The 23,995-nt window shown below is 57.8% G+C and carries 23 protein-coding genes and 1 pseudogene; 8 read left to right on the plus strand and 16 right to left on the minus strand.

Annotation, left to right across the window (positions count from 1 at the left end; genetic code table 11):
* Window positions 1-191: pseudogene (locus tag AC0QKW_RS06755) on the plus strand (photosystem II q(b) protein); the annotation flags it as partial.
* Window positions 192-377: 186 nt separating this feature from the next.
* Here AC0QKW_RS06755 and AC0QKW_RS06760 read toward each other — a convergent pair.
* From AC0QKW_RS06760 to AC0QKW_RS06780, 5 genes are all read right to left on the minus strand, one after another.
* Window positions 378-539, minus strand: a complete 162-nt coding sequence (locus tag AC0QKW_RS06760; RefSeq protein ID WP_473150299.1) for a hypothetical protein — start codon at window positions 537-539, stop codon at window positions 378-380.
* A 198-nt stretch (window positions 540-737) separates the two neighbouring features.
* Entirely contained in the window at window positions 738-1,178 is a 441-nt protein-coding gene (locus AC0QKW_RS06765) for a YbjQ family protein (protein ID WP_473150300.1), read from the minus strand.
* 2 nt (window positions 1,179-1,180) lie between these two features.
* Window positions 1,181-1,528 (minus strand): YbjQ family protein, encoded by a 348-nt coding sequence (locus AC0QKW_RS06770; RefSeq protein WP_473150301.1) that lies wholly within the window; start codon window positions 1,526-1,528, stop codon window positions 1,181-1,183.
* Window positions 1,529-1,879: 351 nt separating this feature from the next.
* Window positions 1,880-4,543, minus strand: a complete 2,664-nt coding sequence (locus AC0QKW_RS06775; RefSeq protein ID WP_473150302.1) for a DUF3536 domain-containing protein — start codon at window positions 4,541-4,543, stop codon at window positions 1,880-1,882.
* 551 nt (window positions 4,544-5,094) lie between these two features.
* A complete protein-coding gene (locus AC0QKW_RS06780; RefSeq protein WP_473150303.1) occupies window positions 5,095-5,673 on the minus strand; it encodes a DUF1802 family protein in 579 nt (192 codons plus the stop codon).
* 130 nt (window positions 5,674-5,803) lie between these two features.
* On the opposite strand from AC0QKW_RS06780, the gene AC0QKW_RS06785 reads away from it, so the two are divergent.
* Together AC0QKW_RS06785 and AC0QKW_RS06790 are read left to right on the plus strand one after the other, a co-directional pair.
* Window positions 5,804-6,400: a hypothetical protein gene (locus AC0QKW_RS06785; protein WP_473150304.1), complete on the plus strand. Its 597-nt coding sequence runs from the start codon at window positions 5,804-5,806 to the stop codon at window positions 6,398-6,400.
* A 54-nt stretch (window positions 6,401-6,454) separates the two neighbouring features.
* Window positions 6,455-6,781, plus strand: a complete 327-nt coding sequence (locus AC0QKW_RS06790; RefSeq protein ID WP_473150305.1) for a hypothetical protein — start codon at window positions 6,455-6,457, stop codon at window positions 6,779-6,781.
* Window positions 6,782-6,946: 165 nt separating this feature from the next.
* Here AC0QKW_RS06790 and AC0QKW_RS06795 read toward each other — a convergent pair whose 3' ends face one another.
* The 5 genes from AC0QKW_RS06795 to AC0QKW_RS06815 all read right to left on the minus strand — a co-directional run bounded on the left by AC0QKW_RS06795 (window position 6,947) and on the right by AC0QKW_RS06815 (window position 11,374).
* Complete coding sequence (locus AC0QKW_RS06795; protein ID WP_473150306.1) at window positions 6,947-8,395, minus strand: carotenoid oxygenase family protein; 1,449 nt, start codon at window positions 8,393-8,395, stop codon at window positions 6,947-6,949.
* 85 nt (window positions 8,396-8,480) lie between these two features.
* Window positions 8,481-8,681 (minus strand): heavy metal transport/detoxification protein, encoded by a 201-nt coding sequence (locus AC0QKW_RS06800; RefSeq protein WP_473150307.1) that lies wholly within the window; start codon window positions 8,679-8,681, stop codon window positions 8,481-8,483.
* 431 nt (window positions 8,682-9,112) lie between these two features.
* Window positions 9,113-10,129 carry a formamidase gene (locus AC0QKW_RS06805; protein ID WP_473150308.1) on the minus strand — a complete coding sequence of 339 codons (1,017 nt, stop codon included), beginning with the start codon at window positions 10,127-10,129 and terminating at the stop codon, window positions 9,113-9,115.
* Window positions 10,130-10,236: 107 nt separating this feature from the next.
* On the minus strand, window positions 10,237-10,557 hold the full coding sequence (locus AC0QKW_RS06810; RefSeq protein WP_473150309.1) for an AzlD domain-containing protein: 321 nt from the start codon (window positions 10,555-10,557) through the stop codon (window positions 10,237-10,239).
* 91 nt (window positions 10,558-10,648) lie between these two features.
* Window positions 10,649-11,374: an AzlC family ABC transporter permease gene (locus tag AC0QKW_RS06815; protein ID WP_473150310.1), complete on the minus strand. Its 726-nt coding sequence runs from the start codon at window positions 11,372-11,374 to the stop codon at window positions 10,649-10,651.
* A 75-nt stretch (window positions 11,375-11,449) separates the two neighbouring features.
* On the opposite strand from AC0QKW_RS06815, the gene AC0QKW_RS06820 reads away from it, so the two are divergent.
* Window positions 11,450-12,643 (plus strand): NAD(P)/FAD-dependent oxidoreductase, encoded by a 1,194-nt coding sequence (locus tag AC0QKW_RS06820; RefSeq protein WP_473150311.1) that lies wholly within the window; start codon window positions 11,450-11,452, stop codon window positions 12,641-12,643.
* Window positions 12,644-12,913: 270 nt separating this feature from the next.
* On the opposite strand, the gene AC0QKW_RS06825 is transcribed toward AC0QKW_RS06820, so the two are convergent.
* On the minus strand, window positions 12,914-13,681 hold the full coding sequence (locus AC0QKW_RS06825) for a hypothetical protein (protein WP_473150312.1): 768 nt from the start codon (window positions 13,679-13,681) through the stop codon (window positions 12,914-12,916).
* Between the two features lie 469 nt (window positions 13,682-14,150).
* Here AC0QKW_RS06825 and AC0QKW_RS06830 point away from each other — a divergent pair, with 469 nt between their 5' ends.
* Window positions 14,151-15,230: a tetratricopeptide repeat protein gene (locus tag AC0QKW_RS06830; RefSeq protein WP_473150313.1), complete on the plus strand. Its 1,080-nt coding sequence runs from the start codon at window positions 14,151-14,153 to the stop codon at window positions 15,228-15,230.
* A 116-nt stretch (window positions 15,231-15,346) separates the two neighbouring features.
* Here AC0QKW_RS06830 and AC0QKW_RS06835 read toward each other — a convergent pair whose 3' ends face one another.
* The gene (locus AC0QKW_RS06835; protein ID WP_473150314.1) at window positions 15,347-15,754 is read right to left on the minus strand and encodes a hypothetical protein; all 408 of its coding nucleotides are present in this window, start codon (window positions 15,752-15,754) and stop codon (window positions 15,347-15,349) included.
* 184 nt (window positions 15,755-15,938) lie between these two features.
* The gene (locus tag AC0QKW_RS06840; protein WP_473150315.1) at window positions 15,939-16,574 is read right to left on the minus strand and encodes a hypothetical protein; all 636 of its coding nucleotides are present in this window, start codon (window positions 16,572-16,574) and stop codon (window positions 15,939-15,941) included.
* Window positions 16,575-16,835: 261 nt separating this feature from the next.
* On the opposite strand from AC0QKW_RS06840, the gene AC0QKW_RS06845 reads away from it, so the two are divergent.
* Complete coding sequence (locus AC0QKW_RS06845; protein WP_473150316.1) at window positions 16,836-17,378, plus strand: DoxX family protein; 543 nt, start codon at window positions 16,836-16,838, stop codon at window positions 17,376-17,378.
* A gap of 79 nt (window positions 17,379-17,457) precedes the next feature.
* Here the strand turns inward: AC0QKW_RS06845 and AC0QKW_RS06850 are convergent, their stop codons facing one another.
* The 3 genes from AC0QKW_RS06850 to AC0QKW_RS06860 form a co-directional block, all read right to left on the minus strand.
* The gene (locus AC0QKW_RS06850) at window positions 17,458-19,530 is read right to left on the minus strand and encodes a cation:proton antiporter domain-containing protein (protein WP_473150317.1); all 2,073 of its coding nucleotides are present in this window, start codon (window positions 19,528-19,530) and stop codon (window positions 17,458-17,460) included.
* A 114-nt stretch (window positions 19,531-19,644) separates the two neighbouring features.
* Window positions 19,645-20,709, minus strand: a complete 1,065-nt coding sequence (locus AC0QKW_RS06855; protein WP_473150318.1) for a glycosyltransferase family 4 protein — start codon at window positions 20,707-20,709, stop codon at window positions 19,645-19,647.
* Window positions 20,706-21,497 carry a glycosyltransferase gene (locus AC0QKW_RS06860; RefSeq protein ID WP_473150319.1) on the minus strand — a complete coding sequence of 264 codons (792 nt, stop codon included), beginning with the start codon at window positions 21,495-21,497 and terminating at the stop codon, window positions 20,706-20,708. Before AC0QKW_RS06860 ends, AC0QKW_RS06855 begins: the two co-directional genes overlap by 4 nt.
* Window positions 21,498-21,736: 239 nt before the next feature.
* Here AC0QKW_RS06860 and AC0QKW_RS06865 point away from each other — a divergent pair, with 239 nt between their 5' ends.
* On the plus strand, window positions 21,737-22,525 hold the full coding sequence (locus AC0QKW_RS06865; protein ID WP_473150320.1) for a PhzF family phenazine biosynthesis protein: 789 nt from the start codon (window positions 21,737-21,739) through the stop codon (window positions 22,523-22,525).
* A 139-nt stretch (window positions 22,526-22,664) separates the two neighbouring features.
* Window positions 22,665-23,210 (plus strand): GNAT family N-acetyltransferase, encoded by a 546-nt coding sequence (locus tag AC0QKW_RS06870; protein ID WP_473150321.1) that lies wholly within the window; start codon window positions 22,665-22,667, stop codon window positions 23,208-23,210.
* The last annotated feature ends 785 nt before the right edge of the window (window positions 23,211-23,995 follow it).

Here is a 23,995-nt window from a genome sequence, read left to right on the forward strand (position 1 = left end):
GCACCATGGCGTTCAACCTGAACGGGTTCAACTTCAACCAGTCGATCCTTGACTCTCAGGGTCGTGTGATTGGCACCTGGGCTGACGTGATCAACCGTGCCAACCTGGGTATGGAAGTGATGCACGAGCGCAATGCTCACAACTTCCCCCTCGACCTAGCCACGGCCGAGGCTCCTGAAATCATCGGCTAGTCTTGATTGACTACTCCATTGATTGATTAGAAAAAAAGCGCCCTCCTTGCGGAGAGCGCTTTTTTGTTCTGCTAGGCGCTGCTACGCGGAAGGCGACACATCGTCCATTGCGTTTCTGCGTCTCCGTGCTGGCGACGCAGAGCTTTGGCTGTAGCTACAGCCAAAGCTTGGGAGTTGACAACATACTCATACTGAGTGAGCGTTGCCCTCAAGCGGTTGCGATCGCGGCAGGCGAACCGTAAAGGTCGTGTCTATCTCTGTCGTAGAGGTGACCTCTACCATGCCCCCGTGGGCGACAACAATCTCACGCACGCTGCGGATAGGCAAGGCAAAACCCTTCCAAGACATTGGTTAGTGGGTTAAAGGATAGAGAAAAAGGACATCAAGGCTCCATTGTTAGGATCTAAGGGAGCAGGACACATGACAATCGAGATGACTTGTCCAACGCGTGGGGCTCAGGCCAGGCTCAACGGCCGATCGCTGATTCAACGGTTAAGGGGGAGCGATCGCACCACATTACATGGGCGCACAATAAAAAAGTCTCTATTATCGAACGCCTGTACCGTAGGCCATAACTTCGACCGCAACTATTCCCTGGCCGCTGTTACTGCTGAGTTCAGCGGTTTGAATACGCACGTTGACCACACGTTCAGCTCCCCAGGCGAGGGCGGCTTCTTCCATGCGCAAAAGAGCCTCACGACGACCTCGCTCAAGCAGGCTTTCATAGACTTCGATACGCCCGCCAAACAGATTTGCTACCCCAGCAATAAACGTTTTGAAAAAATCTGAAGAGATCACCACGCTACCCACAAAAAGCTGCGCCTGGTGAGCATTGGGCCATTGGGTCTTAGCCCCAGCAACGCTGAGCACCAAACCATGGATCGCCTGCTCTCGCTGCTGCAGAGAGCGAAAATGCTGTTTCTCAGCGCGAGTACCGAAGAAATAGCCTACGCCCAACAACAGGGCAAAAATAATCAGTCCATCCATGGCTATTCTGCCCGTACGGCAGTGCCGTAGGCGAAGATTTCGGCTGCTCCCTGGGCCAGCGAGGATGTCGCAAAGCGAACGTTGACGATGGCGTTAGCCCCTTGCTTTTGAGCATCTTGCACCATGCGCTGGGTGGCTTCCTGACGCGCCTCCTGGAGCAGCTCGGTGTAGCCTTTGAGCTCGCCGCCGACGATATTTTTGAGGCCAGCGGCAATATCGCGGCCGATGTGCTTGGCGCGTACCGAGCTACCCTGCACTAGGCCCAGATGTTGTGTAATGGTTTTACCTGGAATCGTTTCAATGTTGGTCAAGATGATGTTTGGTGCAGTGGGGCGTGGTTGAACAGTCATTACAGGTGGCCTAAGGCCCGATAGAACAACCACAAACCTAGCTTTTGGCAGTATTGCCGTCGATAGTTTCTAACGGTTTGCCCACCATTAGTCGCAAACCGTTACAGATAACGCCACTACCGCAGCCACATCTATCGGAGTACATGAACGCAAAAACCAGCCGCTACAGATCAAGCAACGGCTGGGACTTGGGTAATACTAAATCCTCCTTGGCTACCCCCGATTCAGCAGGGCAAACGGTTGTTTGCCCCTACAGTTCGGCCTTTTGGGAATCGAGGTTATGGGACTCGGATTTGGCATAAAGGGATAGTTGCCATCGACTACCAGATTCTCTCAGGCAACATGACTAACCTAGACCGGGCGACCGGGATCAAGGTGGTCTAGCGCTTTGAGCACGGCAGCCACATCCATAGAGAGATATTCGCCCAGACGGAGAATGTCGTCAACCTGGGCGCGGCTATCTTGGCCGAGGGGAGTACGGGACACTGCCGCCTGCTTGAGCAGGGCAAACACCTGGCGATTGAGGTGCTGGTAGTACAGCTCTTGGGGCCGCTCTAGCGAAAGGCCCAGGTTGAGCTGCTGACCCAGGTTGACCAGTCGCCCTAGCCAGTCCACATCGGCAGCGAGAGACTCGGTCGGAGCCTGGTTGAGAATTTGCCAGACCGATCGCCCAATTAACCGCTCCAGCATGGGTTTGGCCGCTGCTAGGGAAAGCGCGGCATTGCAGGTGCGGGCCTCAGTGGCGATCGCCTCCAGTTCATTCAAATAGTCGCTCCCCTGGCACAGGGGGCTGGCGGTGGGGTCGCTGGTCTCGCGTTCGAGGGCTTGCAGCACTTCCATCGCCCGGTGGCTAAGAGCAATATCTGCGGCCACTTGCAGCTCCTTGGGCACAGGCAGGCCATCGCGGTGGAAGGCGCACAGCACGCCGTAGTTGTCGCGGTAGACCTGGGCGTAGAGCTGGTCGAGGCGCAGCAGGGTGTCTTGGGAGAGCAGGCCCATCATGCGGTGGCGCTCTTCGGCAAACAGATCTTGCAGGCCGTAGGTGTGGGGGCCAAAGGCGCTGTTGATAGCGAGAATGACCTGGGCGGCGCTGGCCGCACTCAGGCTTTCAAACACCGCCGCTTTGGCCTGGGTGTAGTCGAGGCGCGATCGCATTGCGGTAATGCCGCAGTGAAAATCCCAGCCGCCCAGGTGTACCACGGCAAAGGCGAGGCTGAGGCTCTCTCGGGTGATGGTGGAGGTGATTTCGACCAGGCCCACAGCCAGGGAAATCGGCCCCAGACGCTGGCGGCGGTAGTCGTGCTGCTCAACGCTGTAGCAGTAGACCGTCTGCTCGCGGTGGTAGTCGGTGAACAGCGACCCCATGGCGTAGTGGGCCACCACCTGTTCTATGGAAATGCGGGAGGGTCTGACGAGAGACTCGTAAACCCCGGTGCCGGTGACGAATTCTTCCACATTGCTGGGGGCATGGCCCAGGCGCTTGACAAACTCCTGCTCTAGGGCGATCCCCGAGACTTCGCCGGCTAGCTCCATGGCGCGGGCGGCGTAGCGCAAAATCTGGGTGCCCTCGGGGCGCGAAATCTCTTCAAAGAACCAGCCGCAGCTGGTGTACATAAACAGGGCATGGCGCTGCATTTCGAGCAGTTGGAGAGCGGTGACTCGCTCGATCGCCGACAGCTTGTGGGTTTGATGGGTGGCAAAGAAGGCGTCGAGGCTCTCAGGGCTGCGATCGCCCATCACGGCTACATAGGCATTGCGCGCCGCCCAGGGATCGCGCAGCAAGTCAGAGCCATACTCTTCATAGACGGCAACGAGCTGATCGCGCAGCCAGTCGAGGGTGTCGCGCAGGGGGCGTCGCCACTGCTGGTGCCATGCCCCACCGCCGCCACAGCCACAGTCATCTTGCCAGCGATCGACGCCGTGGGAGCAGCTCCAGGCGGTGACGGGCTTCAGCTCAGCCTCCCAGGTGGGTGGGTGGGTGGCCAGGTAGTGGGCGTAGTTGGTCACCGTCCAGCCCTGACGGGGAAATTCTTCGGTGAGGGCGTAGGCGAGGGCTTTTTCGGCTCCGCCTCGGTGGTGGCCAAAGGTTTCGCCATCGGTGGCCACCGAGATCAGCTGAAAAGGCCGGTGATCGCCATGGATGGCATGGCCGATGCGCCCGGCAAAGTGCTGGGACGAGCTCAGCACATCGTTAAAGCCCATGTCGCGGGAGATCGGGCCGTCGTAGAAGAAAATATCGATGTAGCGGCTGGGGTCGGGGCTGCCGTCGGCGTGCTTGAGAAAGCAGCGGTAGGGGCGGCTGGGGTCGATCTGGCCACCGCCGACCTCTTGCCAAGTGTCGCGCTCGCCGTTGTAGCTGACCAGGGGGCGGCAGCGCTGCACTTGGGAGGGGGCGAGAATGGTGAACGTGATCCCCTCGGCGTGAAGCACATCGAGAGTGGGGTAGTCGATCGCGGTTTCGGCTAGCCAAATGCCCTCTGGGCTACGGCCAAAGCGGCGGCGAAAGTCTTCGATGCCCCAGCGCACCTGGGTGACCTGGTCGCGAGGGTTGGCCAGGGGCAAAATGATGTGGTTGTAGACCTGGGCGATCGCATTGCCGTGGCCGCTCAGCCGGGCACAGCTGTTGCGATCGGCGTCGATGATGCGCTGGTAGGTCTCCAGGTCATGGCGCTCCATCCAGCTCATTAGGGTGGGGCCAATGTTAAAGCTGATGTACTCAAAGGTGTTGACGATACGGACGACCTCGCCGCGATCGTTGAGAATGCGGGCGTAGGCGTTAGGCCGGTAGCACTCGTGGTGAATGCGCTCATTCCAGTTGTGGAAGGGGGCGGCGCTGGGCTGCTTCTCAATCGCATCGAGATAAGGGTTTTCGCGGGGCGGCTGGTAAAAGTGGCCGTGCACGCAGACAAAAACCCCTGTGCTAACGGCGGGGATCAGCCCATCATTGGGGCGATCGTAGGATGCCTGGGCCGCAGAATTGGTCTGCAACGCAGATTGCTGGAGAGAGTCAGCCATAGGAATTCAAAAAACGTGGGTGAGGGATGGTCTACCAGGACGGTCAGCCGACGAACTGCATCTGGGTGTTGATCGGGTTTTAAGGCAAGACTTAGAGCCGGGGATCATTGCCCAGTGGGCAATGTGGCGAGTAGAGCGATTTTTAGAAGTCAACCATTGGGCCGTAATCTGCGCCGTAAATTGTCACGACATCCGGGAGATTCGGTAGAGGCAACGCTGAAAGGTGGGGCAAATACCTGAACGAGTGCGTTGCTACCGCAGTGGGGTGACTTTGCTGATTTTACCCTTTTTTAAAAAATCAGTCTGAAAATCTGGGTTGGTGCTTAACCTCCGTTGATGTTTCGCAACAGCCCCTACACAAAATCACCGTGTAGAACCTCAGTGAAAACTACCTGACTACCAAAATAAAGTTCATCCCAGCCATATCCCATCCATCCCAGGTTTAATTCTCTAACCGTGAGGGGTTACCACCAGTTGCTTGGGACGAGGTGTGTATGGGCGTGGTCAGAGGCCGCCATGGTAGACGAGACCAAGTCGCTCACCTGGGGCAGTTAGACGATCGGCGTCACCGTAGGCAGGGCTGCCAAAATGGCGTTGACATGATCGGCATAGGCGGCCTCTGCTAGGGCGGGGGTGCTGTCTTCTAGCTCTACCGATTGCCCCACGTCTACCCAAGAGCGGCAACCGCTGTAGCCCTGGTGGCGAGGCAGCACCACGGGCGACTCTAGGCGATAGGCCCGCAGCAGCAGCCCGTAGAGGGGGCGATCGGGCTGCCAGCCTAGACGCTCCTGCACAAATTGCTCATTCCAAACCAGATAGGGGAGCAGCGCCGCCAGATCTGACTCTGCGGTGAGCGGCAGGGTGTGGGTAATGGTGGCCCAACCGGTCAAACAGACCTGGTCGGAGTCTGGCATGGCCCCCTCCGCCACAAGCGGGTGAAAAGATGCCTGGAGCAGCGAGAGTTTTTGATGCTCTAGGGTGGGTAGCAGCAGCATGTGCCGCGCCTTCAGAGAAAATTTCCCCTTGGATTCGCGAATACCACCCTTGCGCAGCAGCAAAATGGTTTCCCCTTGCAGCAGGGCAGTAACGGCAACCTGCCATTCCTTCAAAACCCACGACACCACAGTCATGGCCGTCTCTCCGCTTGAGCACAGTGTCTTATCTAGCATGTCTAGCACAGCTCAAGGGTATGGCTCAAGGCTGAAAAGCTGAAAAGCTGACTAGTATTGATATAGGGGTCATTACCAATGCTTTAGCCCTATGGTCAATGCTGTTTCCACCGCTGTTCCTGACGATGCGCTTGAGCTGCCCCCTGAGGAGGTGCAGCTTAGCCTGCCGGTAGAAGACCCGCCCCCAGAGCCTGCCAGCATACCGGCAGAAACGCTGGCGTTGGCAGCTCAGGATGTGCGCATGGTGCTGCGAGAGCAGAGTGAGCAGGGCCAGATCTTGACCACGAAGCTGAATATTCTGTTTGTGGCCAATGGAGCCCTGCTCACCAGCCTCAGTATTTCGCGGCTGCTGGTCAGTGGCACTGCATTTAGCCTGGCAGAGATTGTGGGCTTTTTGGCCAGTTTTTCGCTACTGATGGGGGCGTTTTTGCCGCGCCAAGTGGCGGTTACCCCCAATCTAGAAGACCGTAATTTTTTAGAAACTTACCTGGCCCTGTCTGAGCAAGATTATCAACTGCAAATGCTGGTCAACCTATCTGAAACCTACAATGCCAACAAGCAGCGCCTCGAAGATACTTCCCAAAGCCTAAAATATGCGGCCTACACCATCTGGGGCACAACTGTTATCATGCTGGTACATATTCTGGTAATTTACGTGGCTAGCGGGTCATCGTCTGGCATGGTTTAGACCTGGCCAAGAGGGTGACTCTAACGTTTTCTACCGCAGGCAGCGGGCACCAGTATGAGTGATGTAAATCAAGAAACAACTCTGGAGCGGCGGGTGGCGCTGCCCGAGCCAGATGTGAGCAACATCACGGTGCTCACCGAGAGTTTGCCCAATGAGCCGGTGCTGCCCTGGCACCATTTTGACTCTCCGTGGCTGGAGCGAGACACCGCCCCTAAGGTAGAAGAAGAAGCTCTCCAAGCCGATGATCTAGAGGCTGAAACCGGTGAGCAACTCACCCTAGAGCTAGAGCTGCAAGTCGAAGCATTAGCGGAATATTCCCAGGCGATCGCCGCCGCCGAACCAGCTATACATGATGTGGCCGCTGCCAAGCCAGCCGCTTAGGCACCACTACGCCTTTTGGGAAATCGGAACAATTCTGGCGACAAAAATCCCCAAGCTTTTTGCGCCATCCTAAGGGCGCAGGCCCTGCGCCCTTACAAGGGGTCTCTTCTTTTTCAGAAATCTCCTCAGGGCCTAATCCGCTTCAGAGAACTATTGCGCTGAAAACTATTGCATTGAGGGCATCCAGGTGCCATGAAAGCTAGGGGGCACCACACTGGGTAGCTCCAGGCGGCAGATCGGGCCTTGCTCTAGGTCGTGGCCACCATAGACCCAAACCTCGCTGCGATGGTGGTGACCGTCGTAGACCACGGTGAGCACCCAGGGTTGCTCAGGGTTGGCCGCATTTTCGACCGGGATGGGCTCGGAGGGGTAGCGGCCTTGGCCAGCGTCGGCGACAGTGAGGCCAGTTTTGGCGTCAAAGCGGGCGATCGCACCAAACAATTCTCCCGCTGGCGTTTCGGCGGTGGCGTGCACGTTCAAAAAGCTCACGGCTTCAGCGTCTTGGCCGAGGGCCACCGGAAACTCGCAGTGTCGCTCAATCAAACAGTGCTGGTCAAGAATTTTGGCCGTTTTAGGATCGAGGCGATATTGCCAGAGCTGGGCATCGGCGGGGGTGGTGATGCGGCCCGACGCCACTTCTTTGAGGTACTGGTTGGTGGCAAAGTCGGGGTAGCGCACCACGTCAAACACAACGGTGCCGTCGAAGTCGAGATAGCCATGGCCAAAGTGCCACTGGTACCAGGGGTCTACGGCTTCTAGGGCGATCGCCTCCAGACTGTCAGCATCGACCACAATGATCTGGGTGCCCTGCTGGGGCTGCCACTGCAAAGCATCGCTGAAGCTAGACAGCCCAAACAGCGCCGGCAGCGGGCTCAGGCGCACGGGCGATACGCAAAACACCAGGTAGCGATCGGCCACCACAAAGTCGTGAATCAGCGGAATCCCCGACAGGGGAATGGTGCCGGTCTGCTCTAGGGCACCGGCCGCACTACAGCGGTAGAGCTTGAGCGTGGCATTGCCGCCAGGGATGAGACCAAAGCTAAAGATTTCCCCGGTGCGGGGGTGGCGCTTAGAGTGGGCGGCCACGGTATCGCTGGCATTTAACTCCTGGAGGTTGTCTAGGCCGTGGGTCTCTAGGGTTTCGAGGTCGAGGCTGTGGGGCAGGCCACCATCCCATAGGGCTAGGAGGCGATCGGGCAGAGCCAGCACCGAGGTATTGGCGGCATTTTTGAGCTGGGCCTGCCAGCGCTGCCAGATTGGGCCAGGGGCGAGGCTGCCGTAGCCGCCATAGATCAACCGGTCGGCCTCTTCTTCGTCGACAAACCCGGCAGAGCGCACGTAGCGGTAGGTGCCCGTGGCGCGATCGCCATCAAAATGTACCCGCAGTACGGCCCCGTCGCCATCAAACCAGTGGCTGACTCGGGTGCCGCCGCGCTCTAGGCGGGCAGGGCCGTTGCGGTAGAGGGTGCCGCGCAGATCGGCGGGCAGATGGCCCGACAAAACGGTGAGCGGGGTAGCGGCAAATTCTTGGGGAGGAGTAGCGATCGCCGCCGCCCATAGCTTGTCTATGGGTGCGGCGGCGGGTTTCGCTGGGGTTGGTGCCAAAGGGGCCATAGGGTGGGAGCAGTGGGAAGAGGACTTCATCTATTGTGACCCATCCCACTGCTCCCACCCAGGTTCTTTGCTGGCAGGGTGGTGGTTAGGCAGCCGTGACTTTGTGGCCAGCCGCTGTGATCAACTGCTTAAAGGTTTCTGCCGAGGCCTCGGAGTCAATGGTGACAGTTTTTGCCTGGGGATTGACGTCAACATGGGCCTTGGGTTCAGAGGTTAAAATCAGCTCTTTAAGCGACTGCGCCGATTTTTGATCGCCTAAGGTTGGCACCTGAAATTTCAGTGACATACAACGTTCTCCCAGTTTTATACCCCTTTACTTTAGGTAGCGCCCAGTGGTGCTGTCGTCTGTAGAAGGGCTTATTCTGGCCAGAAACCGCGATCGCAGTCTTGCCGCCGACCCCGCGCACAATCATGCTGCTGATTGGCACCAGGCTATTGCGTTGATCGCACTGACGCTACCCGCGCAGGCCAACCCGTCTGAGACCTCTGCTTCGCCAAGCCAGGATCTGGCTTGGCAACAGGCGATCGCGGGTCTCCAACCCCAAAACAACGATTTCTTTGATCGGGGGCGGGCGCGTTTTGAGGCCGAAGTCGAGCGCTTGCTTCAGGAACAGGATGATTTTGAACCACCATTGCTGATGATCGATGCATCGATCTTGGCTGAACCCGAAGCTATCGAACACCCTGAAAGTCAGCCAGCGCCCTCAGGCCAAGGGTTTAACTCAGTACCGGCGGCAACTCTTCGCCCTTGTAGTCGCGGGTCGGCACCGGAAAGCCGCAGGAGGTGCCGTCCTGGTGAACCACCTCATCCTCCCAGGGCAGACGGTAGCGCTCTTTGACCATGTCTTTCATGTAGGTGTAGGGGCAGTCTTGGGCACCGCCTTTGACCGCCACATAGCCGCGATGGCCAAACTGGTAGATGTTGTTCTCCACGCCCCAGTGAATGCGGGCCTCGCGCACCAGGTCGGGGCGCACCTCGGCGGTGATAATCTCGTCGGGGCGGTGACTGCCCATAACGATGGGCGTGCCGTCAAAGTTGACAATCATGCCCTCGCCCATGGAGTCGAAGCTGCCGTCGCTGCCGCACATGCACACCGAGGCCGTCACCATCAGGTTGCAAAAGGCGTTGGCCTGGTTGGTGATCTGCCACGAGTGGCGAATGGGGGCGGTGTAGCCCGCCGTGCGAATCATGATCTCGGCTCCTTTGTAGGCGCATTCGCGGGCCATTTCGGGGAACATGCCGTCGTGGCAGATGATCAGCGCCAGTTTGCTGCCGTTGGGGCCATCGCAAACGGGAATACCCACGTTTCCGGGTTCCCAGGGCTCGACCGGAATCCAGGGGTGGAGCTTGCGGTAGTAGAGCGTAATTTCGCCCTGGTTATTGATAATTAGGCCGCTGTTGTAGGGGTAGCCCTCGGGGTTGTACTCCATGATCGAGAAGCAGCCCCAGATGTCGTTGTCGATACAGGCCTGGCGAAAGGCGGCGACCTCGGGGCCATCGAGGCTGCACATGATGGCGGGGTTGGTGTCCATCGACAGCCCGTGGAGCGAATATTCGGGGAACACCACCAGATCCATCGTGGGCATATTGCGGCGGGCTTTGGCGACCATTTCGCAAATGCGCTGGGTCTGGGCGGCGAGGTCGTCGGGGGTGACGACGTTGGGTAACTGGAGCTGCACCATCCCCAGCACCACACCGTTGGGCGATTTATTTAAGCCACCAAGTCCGCTCATAATTCTCTCTCTCTGGAACAACCTGACTCGAAAGTCGTGTAGCACTATAGGGCGATCGCGCCAGGGTAATAGTGTTTGATATTACGCAATGACGGCCTCTCTATTAACTATCCCACCAGCCACTGCCAGCCCCAGAAGGTGGCCATGCCGCCCGCGATGGTGAGCAGCAGGTTTTGGTAACCGAGGGCCAGGGCGACAGCGGCGATCGCCCCCACCAGCCTTGCATTTCCCCACCCCAGCCACAGTGTCTCACCATCGGGAAAGACCACCGCAGGCACCACGATCGCCGTCAGCACTACCGGAGGCACATAGCCCAGCGCCCGCACCAGGGTTGACGACAGCTGAATGCGCCCGCTAAAAGCCAGCAGTACGTAGCGGATTGAGAATGTCACCAGGGCCATGGCGGCGACGAGAAGCCAGTCATTCATAGGGATATTTGGGGTGAGGGGTTGCCGAGCACAGGGATGAATCAAGCATCAATGTTCTTCGCAGGGGCGCACAGCGGTGCGCCCGTACCGGTCATTTCGCCCGTGGGGGGCAGGTTTCGAGCCAGTAGCCGGTAGTAACGCCTGCGATCGCCGCCACCATTAGCCCCAGTTTATGGGGCAACCCATTGGCTAGGACGGCGACAATTCCAGCGATCAGAATTGCCCCCACCATCGGCTTGGTCGTAGCGTAGGGCACGATCATGCCAATGAAGGTCGCCACCATAGCAAAATCTAGCCCCCAGGCCGCTGCGTTGGGGATCAGCTGGCCCACCGTCAGCCCCAGCCAGGTGCAAAAAATCCAGTTGAGGTACATGGCGACCCCAGCCCCCAGGTAGTACCAGTGCTTGTGGGGGCTGGGGTCGGGCTGCACGTAGCGGCGAATGGCGACGGCAAAGGCTTCATCGGTCAAAAAAAAGCCAATCACCACCTTCCACCGCTGGGAGGCCCCCTGCACGTAGGGCAGCAGGCTGGCCGCATAGAGCATGTGGCGCAGGTTAACCACCACCGTAGTCAGCACGATCAGGGGCAGGGTGCTACCCGCCGCCAGCAGCCCCAGGGCAATAAACTGCGACGACCCGGCAAACACAAAGGCCGACATGCCAATGGTGGCCCCAAACGACAGGCCGCTACCCTGAGCCAGGGTGCCAAAAATAATCCCAAAGGGAATCGCCCCCACAATTAGAGGAATAATGTCGCGCGCTCCCGCGATCGCCTCTTGCCGGAGCGATCGCACCGCAAAGTCTGACGCTGTAGCCAAAAGAAATCTCCGAAAAGCAGGATGACACCTTCCATTTTGGGTTAGAAGGTAGAAGAGGTATCACGGCTTTTGACTATGGCAGACGCTCCCCAGCAAATTTGTATTCTCGGCGGCGGCTTTGGCGGCCTCTACACCGCCCTGCGCCTCAGTCAGCTGCCGTGGGAAGGTACGCCACCGACGATTACCCTGGTCGACCACCGCGATCGCTTCCTGTTTCTGCCGCTGCTCTACGAGCTGGTCACCGACGAACTGCAAACCTGGGAAGTGGCTCCCCCCTACATCGAGCTGCTGGCGGGCACTCCTGTCCAGTTTCGCCAGGCCGAGGTCACCGGCATTGACCTCGACCAGCACCGGGTCAGCCTTAGCGATGGCGTCACCCTCACCTACGATCGCCTCGTTCTGGCCCTGGGCGGCACCACCCCTATGGATATGGCCCCCGGCGTCGCTGAGCACGCCCACGCCTTCCGCACTCTGCAAGATGCTTATCATTTAAAAGAACGGCTGCGCCATCTGGTCGCCTCCAACGCCGAGAAGATTCGCGTGGCGGTGGTGGGTGGCGGCTACAGCGGGGTAGAGCTGGCTTGTAAGGTAGCAGAGCATTTGGGCGATCGGGGCCGAGTCCGCCTGATCGAGCGCACCGATACTCTGCTGCGCACCTCGCCAGAATACAACCGAGAGGCATCCCAAAAGGTGCTCTCTGACCTAGGCGTGTGGGTTGATCTAGAAACCGCCGTAGATAATGTGGGAGCCGATACCATTACCCTCACCTACCGCGAGCAGACCGATATTTTGCCGGTCGATTTGGTGCTGTGGACGGTGGGTACACAGGTGAATTCTGTGATCGCCGACCTGCCCCTAAAGCACAATGAGCGGCAGCAGGTGGTCGTGCAGCCCACCCTAGAATCTATCGATCGCCCCGGTGTCTACGCCCTCGGCGATGTGGCCGACTGCCGCGATGCCGACGGTCAACAAATGTTTGCCACCGCCCAGGTGGCCCTGCAACAGGCCGACTTTGTCGGGTGGAATATCTGGGCGAGTTTGAGCAATCGCCCCCAACTGCCCTTCCGCTACCGCCACTTGGGCGAAATGCTCACCCTCGGCACCAGCCGCGCCACCCTCACTGGACTTGGCGTGCAGCTCGATGGCGAACTGGCCCACGTGGCCCGCCGCCTGGCCTATCTCTACCGCATGCCTACCTTCTCGCACCAATTGCGGGTGGGGCTCAACTGGATGACCAAGCCCCTGCGGGATGTGCTGTCGGCGCAATAGAGTCGTTTGATCGTTGACCAACGTTTTTTTATCCACTCTCTTAAAAATCGTTTACACATCTGTCAGATCCTTAGGCAACCGCTCTGAGTACAAAGATGCCTCAGGATCTTTAGGCTTGCGAATAGGCTTTTAAGATCTAAGATCTGTTAATCATGGTTTCATCTAAATCCTTCTTGACTATCTCCGACTCAGAGAGGTACAAGTGATTCGTCCCTACGGTTTAGCCTTTTGGGAGTCGGGATCGCGTGATTCGAATTTTGCCCAAGTACCTTACCTAGATTTTACCTGGCTTATGTAGCTGTCTTGAGATATGTTGTTGAGGGGTAAAGGCAGGGGAATTTGAGCCTGAGAATAGCAGAGAATTAGGCTTACCACTATCATTTCTCCCCCATCTTCAAGCATCCCTAAAAACCAATAAATATATCCTCCACCTAACGATTGAGGAACATGAGAGGTCATCATATGAATCATGTCTACTGCCACGCCGAAAAACGCTAAAGCAAAAATTAGAAAAATTATCCGACGACTAACTTTCCTAAATTCAATCGAGCTTTTGCGGTAATTGAGCCATATTGCGACAGAGAAAATGGCCGTCATCCAAAAAGCATAGGCCATCTCTCCAAAGTCATTTGACCTCAGCCACAACGCTGACGACCAAGACATTTTTTCGGCCAAAATTACACCGTAGATCTCGTGGAGCAGAAGGGCATCGTCTAATAATAGATAGCCAAAAAAACATACCCAAACAAAATAAGATCGATTTTTCCGAATGCTCAGATAGATAAAAATAAGGGAAATCCAAAACAATTTTATGTACTGAAAAAACTCTGGATAGCCCTTATCTAGCTCTAGGCTAAACATTGGGTTAGCAACGACAGGTAAAGGCATGAACGAATGAAGGACATGAATAGCAATAAAAACTATATCTGTCAGCATCACCAAGACCAAAAGCTGTAAGGTAAACGGGTTTTTTATCTCCGTTTTAACATAATGAGCTAAGCTAGATAAACTTGAGGTGAGCGAGTGAAATAAAATCATGGCCGACTAAAGATTTGACAGCTTAGAAAAGAGACGGCGGCGCTTCATAAAAGCTGAATCACCTGAGTTAGCAGGATAAAAGCACGACACGTAGCTTTTCTCGGCTTGTGACTGAAACCGTATGCCAAGACGAAATCCATTCCTGCGTTGGAAGCTGGAACTTTGCCAATTTCGATCTAAATTTGGCCTGTGATTCGGCACCTACTAGAAAAGTCGTGTATGTACCTAGCTCGTAGTGTCAAGTTAAGACTGCGTTAAGGGAATGGGGCTTGAATTCACTCATTCCACAATGATTTTCATAAAGTTATAAAGTTTGTATAGAGAGGCTTTGTATGATCCGGAAATCTTCTTAATACGGTTCCTGGACGAATAGAGTACGGGATGGACTTGAGCATTGGCTTGGGCTCTCTCTTCGCCCAAGTGGTAGAGTCATAGCCAGGCTCCCTCATTAGCACTCCTTCCCCTCGCCATGTACAACCTTGTTTCTGCGGCCCTGGGCGCCCAGCAGCTGACCCAGGCGGCTCAGTTGATCAAGCAGTGGCAGCAAACAAGCCCCCAAGACCCCTGGCTCAAGCTGGCCATGGGCCAATATTGGGAGGCCAAGGGCGAGCTAGAGAAGGCCCAGATCACCTACACTCGGCTGCTGCAGAGCAGCGTCAACACCAAGATTTTGCCCCCGGCGCGGGAGGGGGTGCAGCGGGTGCGCGATCGGCTCGCCCTCCAGCGAGAACACGCCCTCAACGAGGCCAAGCAGCAGCCGGGTGCCAGCGGTGCAGCGGTGCTGGTGCTAGAGCCGGTGATGGGCGATCGCCGCGAAGCCGCTGCCCAGGGGTTAGCCAAGGTCATACAGATCGACGCTTACACCGCCCGCACCCGTTTGCCCAGCAAACACTGGCGACTGCTGCGCACCGGCATGGCCGGAGAGCTGCAATACCTCTGCGAACAGCTGCGGGCCGAGGGCACCCTGGCCCAGTGGTTTACCCTCGACCAGGTTAAACAGTTGCCTACCTTTCGCGTCGAGGCCATTCAGACGATTGAGCCGCAGCTCACCGTGATTTGCCAAAACGACACGGGTCAACGGGGCACCCTGCAGCTGGCCTGGGGCGACATTACCCAGTGGGTGGTGGGCCAACTGCCCATTTACGAATCGGTGGTTGACCTCGACGCCCGGGGCAAACTCAAACGCAAAGACTCGACCCAAGACTACGGCGAAATTATTGATTGGCACCTCCATGGTCGGGGGTGCATACTGCGGTTTTGCGATCGCGCCTACAAATACCGCGAGGCCATTCCCCTACCCCCCAACGAGGCATTTCCATCACCCCTCATTGCCGCGATCGCCTGGAGAGCTATAAAGCGCTACTTTGAAGACCACATTACCCCAGCCCCCCTAGCCGACTTTACCGGCTTTGGCGAGAGTACCCTCGACTTGCTCGACCTGCTCCCTCCCTTTGACCACCATGTCGACCTAGGCCGCACCCTGCCGTCACCGTGGGATCAGGCCTTTCATCTCTACAGCAGTCTGCGGTTTTTAGGGGCCAAGGTTTAGCCTGGCCCACCATATCTCAGGGCGGCCAAAACAAAGCCAGGGCTGCCGTTGGCAACCCTGGCGCATAGAGACTATGCCTAAAGGTAAAATTGAGGGCGATCGCGCCCAATGCGCTTTTACCGCATCTTGACCTGTTTAGCCATATCTCTAAAGGGAGAAAGGCTAGGGCCAGGCCGACGCCGACTAGTCGTGGTGGGAGTGTTGAGATAGGTACTAGCAAAGCCAGCAGGTACAGGCTCAACCGGAGCCGGAGCTACAGAAACTGGAGCCGGTGCGGTCGGAGCTTTGGCCTTAGCCGGAGCTTGGTTAGTAGACGCAGGAGCCGGAGCCTTAGCATCAGCAGCTTTGACCTCAGCTTTGGTCGCAGGTGCAGGATCCGCAGCAGGCAGGCTATCGTCAGCGGAATCGTCTGCCTCCAGGAAAAATTCAGATTTTTTGCCCAGGCCCACCAGACCGCCAACGGTTTTGAAGATGCCGCCAATCAGCCCAAAGATAGCCCCAAAAATAGACTTGATTAAACCCATGGGTATGTCCTTGATGAATCTGCGTTTATGAATTAATTATCAAGTTCCGTTACGCCCTCTCAACCCTTGGGGCCACATCTAGATAGAAAAGTTTACACGAGCCAGCATCGACCCCGTTGAGCAAGGGGTTTTACCCTCAGCTCCCCGCCCTTAGACACCCAAGCTAAAACCCAAGTTCTAGCCCCTAGGGCTTTGCACTGATCTCGCCAAACATGGCATTGACCTGGGGCATAAAGCCATCGCCCGCCTCGGGGGAAAACACCGCCATGGCCGCAAACCCATGACCACTGGCCTCACCCAGATAAACCAGCCCCATAGCCTCGCGATCGGGAGTTTGGAACGTTACTAGCTGCCGAGCCCAAGGAAACTCCAGCTGGTCGGCATAGCTACCGGTGACCACCCAGCCATTTTCAGCAAGCACCCCTTCAGGCCCGGTGATGTAAGGGGTGACCTCTGCCGCCTGGGTCACCCCCGCCGGAAAGAACAGGATCACCCCTGCCCCGATCGCCTCGTCAGCAAAAGACACGCCGCAGCCGTCGATATCGCAGACCTGATCGACAGTCATGGTAGTGGGGTAGTAGGTCACCAGGGGCACCGTGGGGTGCTGGTAGAGCTGCATTTCTATCGTTTGGGGTTCGCCCTCGACCAACACCGTGACCAACCGGGTGGCGGGGAGGGTATCCAAGCCAGCCTGGGCCTGTAAGGTCTGGGCCGGGGGGGCTATTTCCTGGGCCAGCAGAGTGGTCTGGCTGAGAAATCCCACCCCGAAGGCGAAGCCAACCACAGGGCCAACTAAAGGACGAGACAGGGGCGATCGCATAGGGCTTTGGCAATAAAGCCTTAATTCTTACTGATTGGCAGGGAGTTTAGCTGACCTTGCCAGGTTTCTTAATTTCTTGGGGGGGCGCTTCTTGGGGACGTTTCTCAGAAACGCTGCTGGGGTCGTTAGATCCTGCCGCCCTGTGCAGGGTTCGCCAGGGCATTTTCTGGTCGCGAAAGCAAATTGGTATAAGCGGACCCTTTACTTCACTTAAAACCTCGTTAGAATAATTAATGAAGACCTTAATTTTTCTTAATCCATATGATTGCTCAGCAGCGCCTTCTATCCCTGGGCGGCCTTGCGCTTCAGCCCAACCAGTCCAGCAACACTGCTTTTCAGATTTCTTGGACAATTCTGAGAGTTGTCGCCGGTATCGTAATGGTTCATAACGGTCTCGACAAACTGGCCAACATCGAGAGCTTCGCCCAGGCCTACGTGGCCTACCTGGGTTTGCCCTTTCCCATCACCCTCAGCTACATGGCTGCTTTTACTGAGTTGATCGGTGCTCCTCTGGTGGCCCTGGGTCTGTTCACGCGCCCTGCGGCCTTGGGTCTGTTCTTCACCATGGCGGTGGCGATGTATCACCATGTCAAGGTCGCTGGCCTGAGCATTCCTTACCTTGAGCTGTCGGCGCTGTATGCGGCTACCTTCTTGTTCTTTGTGATCAACGGCGGCGGGCGCTTTTCTGTCGATGCGCTTCTGGCCAACGTTTTGAGCGGGCTGCGCACCAACCAAACCGATGGCAAGCGCGCCTCCCTAGAGACTGTCTTCCAGCAGGCTGACGAAGCCAAGTCGATTTTGTAAAAAGTTTCGCTCCCTTCTAGGCCCCCGCGTCGATATTGGCGCGGGGGCTTTTTTGGGGCTTGCTCTGGGACTCAATCCCCTAGGTATGGGGTTCGCCAAACAGCACCAGTGAACAGGTGGCTTCGTCGATCACCTGGTGGGTGACGTCGCTGACCGCCAGCCCCCCAGCGGTGCGCCGCCGCATCGATCGCAGCACAATCAGATCGTGGTCGCGGGCCGTGTCGAGAATGACGTCAGCGGGGGCGTCATGCTCGACGGTGAGCAGGTTCCAGCTGATCTGGGGGCCGCTGGTCATGACCTTGGTCAGCGCTGTCTCTAGGGCTTTGACCTGGTCGGCGGGGGTGTGGCGATCGCAGACGTGCAGCAGTGTTACCGAGGCATTGTGGGTGTCGGCAAACACCTGGGCAAAGCGCACGGTGCGCACCGCCTGGGGGGTAATCATCTTCATCGGCACTAAAATGCGGTGAATGTCGATGGGCTCTGTCAGCAGCCGAGCCACCGCCACCGGGCAGTGGCTCGACCAAAACACCTCATCCACCAGGGTGCCAAACAGCTTGGCCCGAAACCCCTGTCGGCTCCAGCCCAGCAAAATCAGGCTGGCATTTTGCTCGCGAGCGGTGCGGGTGATGCCCTCCGACACATCGTCGTCAATGCGCATGACCGAGTAGGCCTGGGCGTTAAACTCTTGGCTGAGAGCCTCGGCCTTGTGCAAGAGTTTGCGGCATTGGGCCACGGTTTCGAGCAGGTTGGGGTCATCCATGTGCACGTGGGCGCGGGCGACGGTCAGCGGTATGACGTAGCCCCCTTCGTGCCCGGCCAGCAGGGCGGCCATCTCGATCAGGTAGCGCTGGGTGACCGGGTTGTAGATCGGCACCACCACCGTAAAAGGGCCGGTGATGGTGGCATCTTCTCTACTTTCTGGAGCAGATCCATAGTCAAACCACAGAGAATCAGGCTCGGGGCGAATGATTTTGGGCGCTACCAGCCGCCCGGCAAAACGGGCGGTGAGCAGTGGCCCAGCCACGGAGGTGATCAGCATCATCACAATCACCGCGTTGAACTCTAGCTCTGAGATAATGCCCTGCTGCAAGCCCACTAGAGCCGCAGCCAGGGTGGCCGCCACCTGGGGCATAGACAGCGACCACATGGTAAAAATCTGATCCCAGCTATAGCCAAAAAAGGGCTTAGTTACCAGGGCCGCCAGAAATTTTGTCGCGATCAGGGTGCCGGTCAAGGCCAGGGTAAAGGCCAGGTTGGTGGTCACCGACTCCATAAACACCTGGAGGTTGAGCAATAGCCCCATGCACACAAAGAAAAAGGGAATGAACAGCACCCCGCCCACAAATTCCACCTTTTCTTTGACCGGGCCGTGGCCCACTACGTCGTTGACCGCCAGACCGGCCAAAAACGCCCCCACAATTTTGTCGACGTTGATCAGCTGCGACCCCACCGCCGCCAAAAATACCGCCGCCAGCACAAACAAAAACTGGTTGCCCTCGCGATCGCCGTTGCGCTTGAAGTATTGCTTGCCCGCCCAGTCAATGCCCACCAGCACCGCCGTCGCAAACAGCCCCAGCATGACCAGCTGCGACACCACCGTCTGGGCCGAAAACTCTCCCGCCTGGGCGGACACACACATCGCCAGCACCAGCAGCGCCCCAATGTCGGTAAAAATAGTGGCCCCTACCGTAGCGGCGACCGAGGGCTCTTTGCCGATGCCCAGGCGCATCACAATCGGGTAGGCCAGCAGGGTGTGGGAAGCCAGCAGCGAGCCGATGAGCACCGAGGCCACCCAGTCAAAGCCAAAGGCACGGCTGAGCAATAGCCCCCCGGCAAGGGGAACGGCGAAGGTGGTCCAGCCAAACCCCAGAGAGCGGTTGCGAGTGCGCTTAAAGTCTTTGAGGTCGATCTCTAGCCCCGCCACAAACATGAGGTAGATCTTGCCCACATCAGAGAGCAGGGTTTCGACATCGCCCGCCGGGTCAAGCACCCCCAGCACACTAGGCCCCAGCACCACCCCCGCCGCCAGCAACCCCACCAGCCCCGGCAGCCGCAGCCGCTCAAAGATCGGCGGAATAATCAGCGTCACCAGCAGCAGCACTGTAAAGGCCACAATCGGGCTGTCTGGCAAGAAACTCAGCAGTTCGTTCACAACAACCCCTCCAATTTAATGGCCTCAACCCTTCACGATAAGGGGTCTTCAACACAATACTGGGGTTGCCCGCAAATGTCTTGCTACCGGCAGCTGGGGAGGGCGATCGCCCGACTACTGAGCCGCTAAGGTCAAAAACCACTGCTCAAACCGCTTACCCATGGCCTCTAGGGAGTATTGCTCTTCGGCCTGGCGACGGCAGGCGCGGCGATCGAGCAAAGAAATGCGATCGATCGCTGCCACCAGCCCGGCCACGCTGTCAGGCTCCACCAGCCAGCCAGTTTTGCCGTCAATGACAATCTCCGCTGGCCCGCCGCGTCGGTAGGCAATCACCGGTACCCCGCAGGCCAGAGCCTCAATGGCGACAATGCCAAAGGCCTCTACCCAGCGGTGGGACATGACCAACGCCTGACACTGACCCACCAGCGCCTGAAGGCGATCGGTAGGCTGAAAGCCCAGGTACTCGATCGGCGGATCGGGGTAGCGGGTGTAGATCATCTCCCAGTAGGCTGGGTCTTCAATCTGACCCAGCACCCGCAGGGGGTAGTGGCTTTGAATCGCCGCCGCTACCGCATCTTCTAACCCTTTTTCGGGAGAAATTCGGCCCATCCAGCCCAGCCAGGGGCCAGGGGTGTTGCAAAAGCTGTAGCGGTCGAGGTCGAGGCCGCAGGGCAAAATTGGACAGCCTTTAGCAAAGGTAAAGGTGTCGGCCTGGGCCTGGGTGTGCATTGCCACCGTGCCCGGAAACCGCTCTGCCACCTCCCCAATGGCTGCATCCATCGCGTCGGTGAGAGAGCCCATGCTCACCATATGGGCCACGGGCCGATCAAAAAAGGGCGTGAGATAAAACGACAGCCAATCGTAGGTGAAGTTGACCATGAGATCGTACTGGTGGCGGGTTTGCCAGGCATAGCTCCACATCTGGGCCAGCACCGATCGCCCCGGCAGCACCACTGCTGTCTGTCGTCCCTGGTGATGGGCCGGTGGCTGTAAGTCACCAGACGCGGGTACCACGGTCACCCCCTCCACCACCGAGCCCTGGGGGGCCACAATGGTAACGCTATGCCCCCAGCGCTGTAAAATACGCGCCAGATTGGGCACCAGTTGCTCAACGCCGCCCCCTTGCCCCGAGCCCAGTGGCCCCACGGGGGTCGACAAAAACAAGAGTCGCAAGCTCATACCATCACCGCTTCGGGTGCTAAAGGCTGGGCCCAAAGATCGTCTACCGCACCGACCGCCTGGGGGCAAAACCGCCGCGCCAGTTTCTTAAACCGGCCACTGGTCACTTTACCCCCCCAGCAGTGGAGCAGGTGAATGGGTGCTCCCCGTTTGAGCAGGGGCTCGGCATCGCGGGGGGAGATGTTGTAGCCGGAGGGCAACTGCACCACCGCTGTCTGGGTGAGATCGATAGCTCGGGCTAAGGCCAGCTGATCTTGCTGCCCAAAGCGCTGCCACTCGTGCTGCCATGCGGTAAAGAGAGCATCGGTCACCGCCGTGCGCCGCCACAGCACCACGCCGCTGTTAAAGTGCGGGGTCTCTGGGGCCAGCTGCGCCAGGGTAAAGTCAATTTCGGCTGGGGCAACGTGGTCGCAGAGGCCAATCTCGGCCATGCGATCGGCGGCCATGGCCACATCCCCCTGGTCGAGATAGGGCCAGAGGTCAGCCAGCCCGCCAATGGGCAAGATATCGGCGTCTAAAAAGAGCGTTTCGCCGTAGGGGCTGTAGGTGTTGAGCTGGGTTTTGAGCCGTCGAGATAGACCCAGGCTAGGGGTGGCGGCTGGCAGATCGAGCCAGCGCCGGTCAATGTCATAGCGATCGAGGCGGAGGCCGTTGAGCTCAGGCAAGTTGGAGAAAATCGTGATCGGAGTAGCGGCCTCGCGATCGCGCAGGGCGATCGCACTGATCAGGGCGGCCTCCAGGTAGCTAGGATGGTTGACGGCTAGATAGACAACACCTCTGTCGGCCATAGGGTTAGATTGCCAATGTTCTAAATAATGGGTATCTCACTCTATACCCTGAAAGGTGGCCCTCTAGGTAAACCTTGGGTTATGGCAGCCGGGGCCACCCCCCAGGCGATCGGGAGTTGAGTCGTATTATTCTAGTTACCGCCACACCCCGCAGCCTGCGGTTCTGACCCACCTTCGAGCAAATTCGCCAATCTCTGCCCGAGAGCTAGGGTTGGCCTGTCCTCCATCCCTCTCCCCCCATGACCATTCCCCTGACCCAGGTTGATGCCTTTACTGCCTCAGCCTACGGCGGCAACCCCGCCGCCGTGTGCGCCCTGCCCGAGGCCCGCCCCGATAGCTGGATGCAGCAGGTCGCCCAGGAGATGAACCTCTCTGAGACCGCTTTTTTTTACCCCGAGGCCGACGGCTATCGCCTGCGCTGGTTTACCCCCACCGTTGAGGTCGATCTCTGCGGCCATGCTACCCTCGCCACCGGCCACGTGCTGTGGAGTGAGGGGCATCTCAGCGGCGAGCAGCCTGCAACGTTCTATACCCGCAGCGGTGTGCTCACCGCCCGCCGATTGGGCGACTGGATAGAGCTCAACTTTCCGGCCAACCCGTCCCACCCCATTGCAGAGCCTGAGGGGCTGGCAGAGGCCCTCGGCGCCACCCCCCAGGCCATCGTTGAAAATTCTCTCGGCTATTTGGTAGAGCTAGAGTCGGCGGCGACGGTGCGCGACCTACGCCCCAACTTTGCTGCTCTAGGGCAGTTTCCTGTCCGCGGTGTCATTGTCACCAGTCGCGGCGAGGCTCCCTACGACTTTGTCTCTCGTTTTTTTGCCCCCGGCCTCGGCATCGACGAAGACCCGGTCACCGGATCGGCTCACTGCTGTCTCAGCCCCTACTGGCGTGAGAAGTTGGGCAAAACCACCTTTCTCGCCCACCAGGCGTCGGCGCGGGGCGGCGTGGTCAAGGTGCAAGACGAAGGAGATCGGGTGCGGCTCAGCGGCCAAGCGGTCACGATCTTCAAAGGTGAACTGCTGCACTAGGGAGATTGCCAGCAAGCTAAATCCCTACAAGCAGTCGTTCTACCGTAGGGGCAAACGGTTGTTTGCCCGATGGAGGGATGTTCTTTTCGAGAAATGGCCTAAGCTGCACTAGAAAAATGCGGCATTGCGGAGCAGATCAATGCAGGTCAAAGTCACCACCTGGTATTTAGAAATGCTCGATCGGGGGCAGCTACGGCCCCGACTGAGTGACCGTGCTGATCTGGCGATTTCTCAGGCCCAGGTGCCCTGCCCGGAGTTCAGCCGTTTTTTATACAGCAGCGTGGGTGGCCAGTGGCAATGGTATGAACGACTTGCCTGGAGCCGCGATCGCTGGCTGACCTATCTCTCTCAACCCAGCATCGAGACCTGGGTAGCCTACGTAGCTGGCACCCCAGCGGGCTATATCGAGCTGGGCCAACACCCCCCCGGCGATGTAGAACTGATCTACTTTGGCCTGCTGCCCCAATTTATTGGGCAGGGTCTGGGCGGGCACCTGCTCACGGTTGGCGTGCAGCGAGCCTGGGCTATGGGGGCAAGCCGCGTTTGGGTTCACACCTGTAGTCTGGATGGCCCCTCCGCCTACAAAAACTACGTGTCGCGCGGCTTTAGCCTCTACGACACCGAGATAGCGCTGCACAATCTGCCCCACAAACCGCCTGACCTATGGGTACAGACAAAGCTTTAAACCCAGTCACCCTGGATAAGATATATGACGCTAAGGCGAGGCTCCGCCAACGCCCAGCAACACACCAAAAGACAGTAGTGATGACCTTATGGTCTCGCACGCCTCTATGGCCGAGGGAGGGGTTGGTTCTCCCTCGGCCATAGCTAAAGCTAACCAGGGCTTTTGCGAGATGGCGTGCGAGGGGTGGGTGCTGGTCGGCCACTGCTCAATAAACCTCGAAAAATTATCCTGCGCCGAGCAATGTAATATTCTGCTGGTCGTGGATCCTGATAGAACGAAAATCTCTGACTACCGGCCAGAAAGCTCTTCAGGTTTTTCCCAAAACTTCTGAAATCGGCGATCGCCTCTAGATCGACACCATAGCTAGCCAAGCACAGCTCACACAGTCTTTGGCGACTCACCCAGGGCGAACCTGTGCTACCAAACTCCCTATCTAAAAGAGAGTCCACTGCATCCAGCAGATCGTCCTTTGACGAAAATTTTGACAGGTTTTGATGGGTCGACATCGTTGTGCCACTGCCTATGCAGCGTTAGAAAGGATGTCAGTAATTACCGCTTGCCCCTGTGCTATTTCAGACTCAAACAGGTGCGGATCTCCCCATTTAAATTCTAGTTTTCTAACGGGAATCTCTACGTTCTAGGAGATTTCTGAGAAAGAAAATACCCCCATGTAGGGGCGCGGGGCCTGCATTGGTGTCAACTTAAGTATCTCAAGGTGGGACAGCGGGGCAACAACCTGGGACGTTGCCCCAAATTTCCGCCCATTGAAGGTCTTGTTGTCGGTG

It is taken from the genome of Pseudanabaena sp. PCC 9330 (genome assembly GCF_055795045.1).